The following is a 5280-nucleotide window of genomic DNA, read 5'->3' on the forward strand; positions in this document are numbered from 1 at the left end:
TAACGATGGGTACGTGGACATCTACATTACGGCGTATCGGGGTGGGGTGTTATTGCACAACGAGGGAGGGAGCCATTTCAAGGATGTGACGGCGCAGAGCGGGATAGCGCCTCAGCCTTGGGGCACCTCAGCAGCCTGGGTGCAAACCACCAACAGCGGGTACCTCGATCTAGTCATTGGCAATTATGCTGTTTTTGGACCGGACGTAAAGCCACAGCTTTGTACTGAGCACGGTGTTATGACCTCTTGTGGTCCGCGCTACTACAAGCCGGAGCATTGCGTTTTGTATGTTAATCTGGGTGATGGACAGTTTAGCAACAAAACGTCTCTCTACCATGCTCAGGGGTCTGGAAGATGCTTAGGGATTGCGTGTGCTGATTTTGACGGTTCAGGGAGGCCGTCTATCGTCTACTCAAACGATGAAATAGATGGCAATTTGCTTTATCCCATAGGCCATGGAAGCGCATGGAGCTATCATGATATTGGACGCGAGGCGGGAGTTGCCACCGATGGAATGGGGAACATTCATGGCGGCATGGGCACCGACTGGGGCGATTATGATAACGATGGGCGGCTGGATTTGGTGGTGGCTACCTTTCAGCATGAGGAGAAATGTTTATACCATAATGAGGGGGATCGTATATTTGCAGATCGAGCGCGTAATACTGGGATTGCGGATGTAGCGAGGCCTTATGTGGCTTTTGGGGTCAAATTTTTTGATTTTGATAACGATGGATGGCTCGACCTTGTCTTCTCGAATGGACATGTGCAGGATAACATCCATGAGATCGACCCTTCTACTAACTACCGACAGCCCTGCCTATTGCTGCACAATAGTGGGGGCGACCCCATTCTCTTTTCTGATGTAACGCCTCTGTCAGGGAGCGATCTCATGCGTCCTATCGTAGGGCGCGGTTTGGCTGTTGGGGATTACGATAATGATGGTCGAGTTGATCTGTTGGTTGTAGATAGCGAGGGAAGCCCGTTGCTATTACACAATGAGACAGAGCCGGTTGGAAATTGGCTTGGCATTCGACTTGAAGGAAAGCGTTGTAACCGCGATGGATATGGGGCTCTCCTAGTGGTTGAAGCAGGAGCGAGGCGCCTCCTACGCCAATGCCAGGCCGGAGGCTCTTATATGTCTTCTTCTGACCAGCGTGTGCATTTTGGGCTTGGCAATGAGAGATCAGTGAACCGATTAACCGTGAGATGGCCTAGCGGTCATGTGGACATTTTTGAAGAGGTTCCTACTAACCGTTATGTGGCTATTTGTGAGGGAGAGCGGAAGTTTTCCGTTTTGTGAGATATCCACGGGCCAGTTATGTGAAGGTATCTCTTTCCTGTTGTATACTTATGCCTAGAACGTAGGAAAGGAAAGAGGTAGCAGAAGATGCAAGCCCATGTTTTGCGAAGGGCCTATATCGAGTTTTTTAAAGAGCGAGGACACCTTCATTTGCCGGGAGCGCCGCTGATTCCTATAGATGTGCTCGGCCATCTCGACGAGTCGACCCTCTTTACCGGTTCGGGAATGCAGCAGTTTAAACCCTATTTCGCCGGGGTTGCCACCCCGCCCTCACGACGCATTACAACAGTGCAGAAATGTGTGCGCACCGGCGACATTGATAGTGTGGGGGACTACTCGCATTGTACCTTCTTTGAGATGTTAGGCAACTTTAGCTTTGGCGACTACTTTAAAGCCGAAGTCATCCCGTGGACGTGGGAGTTCCTAACCCAGGTGGTCGGGCTTGAGCCTGAACGGCTGTGCGCAACGGTTTACAAAGACGATGAGGAATCCTACTCCATTTGGCACGAAAAGATTGGGCTGCCCGCAGACCGCATCCATCGTCTCGATGAAGACAAGAACTTTTGGCCGGCCAACGTTCTTAGCGAAGGGCCCGACGGGCCTTGTGGGCCCTGTTCGGAGGTCTACTATCGCCTTGTGCCGGTAGAAGAGCTAACCGCCGACCCCAAGCTGACGCCGACGCAGCGCTTTCTGAAAGATGAGGCCGAAGGGCGATGGCTGGAGATTTGGAATAATGTGTTTACACAGTATAACCGCAGCACAGACACGGATGGCAAGCCGATCTTAACACCCCTCCCACAAAAAAACAACGACACGGGCGCCGGCCTTGATCGCATCGCGTATATCGCACAGGGGAAACGCAGTGTGTTCGAGACCGATCTGTTCGGCCCTACACTGGAGGCTATCGAGAAATTAGCCGGAGTGCGATATGAGGGCAGCATGTCGCCCACCGATTTCGCTTTTCGGGTGGTTGCCGAACATACGCGTTGCATGGTTTTCTGCATCGCCGATGGCATTTTGCCTTCCAATGAGGGACGCGGGTATGTGCTACGCTACATTATGCGACGTGCCGTGCGTTATGGCAAAATGGCCTTAGGCTTTGATGCACCCTTCCTCCATGAGGTAGCCCCCCACGTGATCGCACAGATGCGCGATTTCTATCCGGAGCTTGAGGAGCGACAGGCTCTTATTCTCCAAACGATACGGACGGAGGAGGAGCAGTTCCGCCGCACTCTCGATAGAGGCATGCGCATTCTGACAGAGATGTTGCACTCGGTGGAGGTTCAGACGACGAAACGTCTCCCCGGCCACGATGTGTTTCGCCTTTACGATACCTATGGTTTTCCTTTAAGGCTTACCCAAGAGCTGGCGGCGGAGGCGGGCGTAGAGGTTGATTTAGAGGGTTTTGAGGCGGAGTTGGAGACGCAGCGTGTACGCTCGCAACAGTCGAGCAAAATAGATAGGGAGGTCTTTTCGGCCTCTGTGCTGAAGGGCGTCATTGGCGCCGATCTGCCGCCGACGGAGTTTCTCGGTTATCATACGCTGCAAGCGGTGGCGAAGGTGCTGGCCATCTATGTAGGGGAGCGGCCTGTGGAGTTTGCACGAGCAGGCGAGAAGGTGACGGTTGTGCTTGATCGGACTCCGTTTTATGCAGAGGCGGGCGGACAAGTTGGCGACACAGGCACATTGGTGGCACCGGAGGGAGAGACCACATGCGCGCTGCGAGCCGAGGTGTGCGATACCCAGAAAAATCCATTAGGTGTCTATCTCCACTCTGTAATAGTGCAGGAAGGGGAGTTGCGAGTAGGGCAGAAGGTTCATGCGACGGTTGACCGCATGCGCCGGCTCGACATCATGCGAAATCATACGGCGACCCATCTTTTGCAGGCGGCTCTTCGGCAGGTGCTGGGTACTCATGTATATCAAAAAGGTTCTTTAGTGGCACCGGATAGGCTGCGATTCGACTTTACTCACACCGCTCCACTGACTCCCGATGAGTTGAGACAGGTAGAAGAGCTGGTAAATGCCGAGGTTCTTAACGATGTGGAGCTAGAAGTTCACTGGGATGTGCCTCTTGAGGAGGCCAAGGCGCGAGGTGCGATGGCGCTTTTTGGAGAGAAGTATGGTGAGCGCGTACGTGTGATTGAGATTCCAGGGTTTAGCCTTGAGCTTTGCGGCGGAACGCACCTGCAGCGCACGAGCCAAGTGGGGCTTTTCCGGATTGTTTCCGAAACCGGCATCGCTTCAGGAGTAAGACGCATTGAGGCGGTAACCGGCCGGGCGGCTTGGGAGTACACCCGCCGACGCGAACAGACGATCGAGCAACTGACAACGTTGCTGCGAACCCGTGTGGAGGAGCTGCCGGCAGCGGTAGAGCGCCTTATGAGGGAGAAGGAGGACTTAGAGAAGCGCAATCGTCAGTTGCTATTTGCGCAATCTATTGCGCGTCTCGACACGTTGGAACCGACGCTGGTGGATGGAATCCCCGTGTTGGCCACTACGTTGGAAGAAGTGGATGCCAAAACGTTGGGTGACTTAGTGGAGCGGATTGCGAAGCGTTTGAAGACGGCGATCGTTGTGCTGGGGACTGTAGTGGAAGGGAAGGGACTGGTTGCTGCCAAAGTTACAACCGATCTGGTTCAGCAGGGCTATCATGCCGGGAACTTAGTAAGAGAGGTTGCCAAGATCATGGGCGGTGGTGGCGGCGGAAGAGCCGATTTTGCCACGGCCGGCGGCCGGGATTCTTCCAAGCTTTCTGAGGCGCTGAAGGCTGTGCCGGATTTGGTGAGGGCGCAGAAAACGCAGAAACCCTAGCTCCTACCGAGCTAAAAGTAGGCCCCCTCGCGATGCTAGCGAGGGGGTAAGCGTAAGTGTGCGAATTTCTGCCTAATCCCACGGGTCGAGACCAAGCAGCTTACGTCCGAGGGGAGTGAGTTCGGCCGTTTTTTGGTACTTTTGCTCTATCTCACGAGGGTCGCCTGGAAAGACGCTGTTACCGGGTGGCAGGCGGTGCTGCCAGCAGTGTATGCGGTGCTGGCGCTGCTCCTCGGTGAGGCGCTCAGCGGGAAACATCGAGATATATTGTGAGAAACGGGGACGGTTCGATACGTTATGCCCGTTGCCGTGGGCGAGGGTATTGATCCAGATGATGAGATCTCCGGCTTTTGCGGGGATGGGAACCACCTTTTTGCCCGGCGGAAGGGCGTTGAGATCGGGGACGCGCGGGTTCCTATCCGGTGGTTGCGTGGCGATCCACTCTTCAAGCCCTTTATGGAAGCCGGGGATACATTGAAAGCCTCCCATGTCTTCTGTTGTGTCGGTGAGGCATAGAACGCCTTGGACGCCGAAGGGAAGGGGAAGTTTAGAGGTGTCAACATCCCAATGGATGAAGCCTTTGTGGTCATATTCTGGATGGTTTGGATGACGGGGCGGCTTCATGCCTACGCGGTCTATGGTGACACAGAGTTTCGGGGTGCCGAAGATTTCGGAGAAGGCCTGGTGGACGCGAGGATATTGGCGGGTGTCCCACAGGGCTTGATGCTGGTACATTTCGATCATCCCGCCGGGTTTTAGGGGTGGGCGATACCAGTCCTCGGGATTATGGGGGTCCATGCCGAGAAACTCGAAGATGGCGTTGACTACCGCGTTACACAGCTCCACAGGCACGACGTTTCGGGCGATGACGTAGCCGTTCTCCTCAAAGAACGCCAAGTCTTCTGGGGTGAACACGCTCATACAGGAAACTCCTCGATTCAAGATTTGGGTGTAGTAGCAATTACGGTTTAGTCCCTTAGAATCTACAATTGGCCATTAGGTGAGAGTTTCCCTGCCCACAGAAAAAAGCGCCCGGCTTCGCCATTGAAGCCGGGCAGCACCGCAAGTGGCATCCGCGCACCTGGGTACACTTCAATTGAGGACGAGAAAGAAGGATACCTTCGTTTATAGTATATCATAGGAGTGTTTGTTGTGTCAAGTGA

At 54.2% G+C, this 5280-nt stretch carries 3 protein-coding genes; 2 read left to right on the plus strand and 1 reads right to left on the minus strand.

Annotated features, from left to right (window positions below):
• Together VKV29_RS06880 and alaS are read left to right on the plus strand one after the other, a co-directional pair.
• The coding region (locus VKV29_RS06880) for a CRTAC1 family protein (RefSeq protein WP_324200567.1) at positions 1–1303 on the plus strand (1303 nt) is incomplete at its 5' end.
• 87 nt (positions 1304–1390) lie between these two features.
• On the plus strand, positions 1391–4117 hold the full coding sequence (alaS, locus tag VKV29_RS06885) for an alanine--tRNA ligase (protein ID WP_324200568.1): 2727 nt from the start codon (positions 1391–1393) through the stop codon (positions 4115–4117).
• Positions 4118–4189: 72 nt separating this feature from the next.
• Here the strand turns inward: alaS and VKV29_RS06890 are convergent, their stop codons facing one another.
• Positions 4190–5038, minus strand: coding sequence for a phytanoyl-CoA dioxygenase family protein (locus VKV29_RS06890; protein ID WP_324200569.1), 849 nt, complete (start codon positions 5036–5038; stop codon positions 4190–4192).
• Positions 5039–5280: the final 242 nt, after the last annotated feature.

Source organism: Chthonomonas sp., from assembly GCF_035294165.1.
Taxonomy (GTDB): domain Bacteria; phylum Armatimonadota; class Chthonomonadetes; order Chthonomonadales; family Chthonomonadaceae; genus Chthonomonas.

What these genes read in the sequence shown, in the direction of transcription:
- VKV29_RS06890 (WP_324200569.1), bottom strand. Translation starts at nt 5,038, where the DNA reads ATGAGCGTGTTCACCCCAGAAGACTTGGCGTTCTTTGAGGAGAACGGC.
- alaS (WP_324200568.1), top strand. Translation starts at nt 1,391, where the DNA reads ATGCAAGCCCATGTTTTGCGAAGGGCCTATATCGAGTTTTTTAAAGAG.